The following is a 380-nucleotide window of genomic DNA, read 5'->3' as shown; positions in this document are numbered from 1 at the left end:
GTATCAGGGTGAGTCAAACGTTGGCCGCGCCAATCAGTACATGCGACTAAAATCGATGCTGGTAACAGATTGGAGAAAACAGTTTGACAATGAAACAATGCCATTTTACTATGTACAAATTGCACCATGGCGTTATGGTGATGCAGAAGGCACCTCATCGGCCAACCTGCGCGAAGCCCAACGCAGAATGCTGGTGATACCAAACACTGGCATGGCTGTGACACTCGACATTGGCAACGTGGATAATATTCACCCCGCCAACAAGACAGATGTAGGTGAGCGATTGGCTTTATGGGCTTTGGATAGGCAATACAATCGAGCAATAGCATTCAGCGGACCTGAACCTGAAGCAGTAACCATCTCCGGCAATGAACTTACCA

1 protein-coding gene is annotated in these 380 nt (G+C 47.9%); it reads left to right on the top strand.

Annotation, left to right across the window (positions count from 1 at the left end; translation table 11 throughout):
* Nucleotides 1–380: sialate O-acetylesterase (locus C6366_RS21430; protein ID WP_146164970.1), on the top strand; the 380-nt coding region annotated here is incomplete at both ends.

The organism is Desulfonatronum sp. SC1 (genome assembly GCF_003046795.1).
Taxonomy (GTDB): domain Bacteria; phylum Desulfobacterota; class Desulfovibrionia; order Desulfovibrionales; family Desulfonatronaceae; genus Desulfonatronum.
This window is presented reverse-complemented; position numbering and strand designations above follow the sequence as displayed.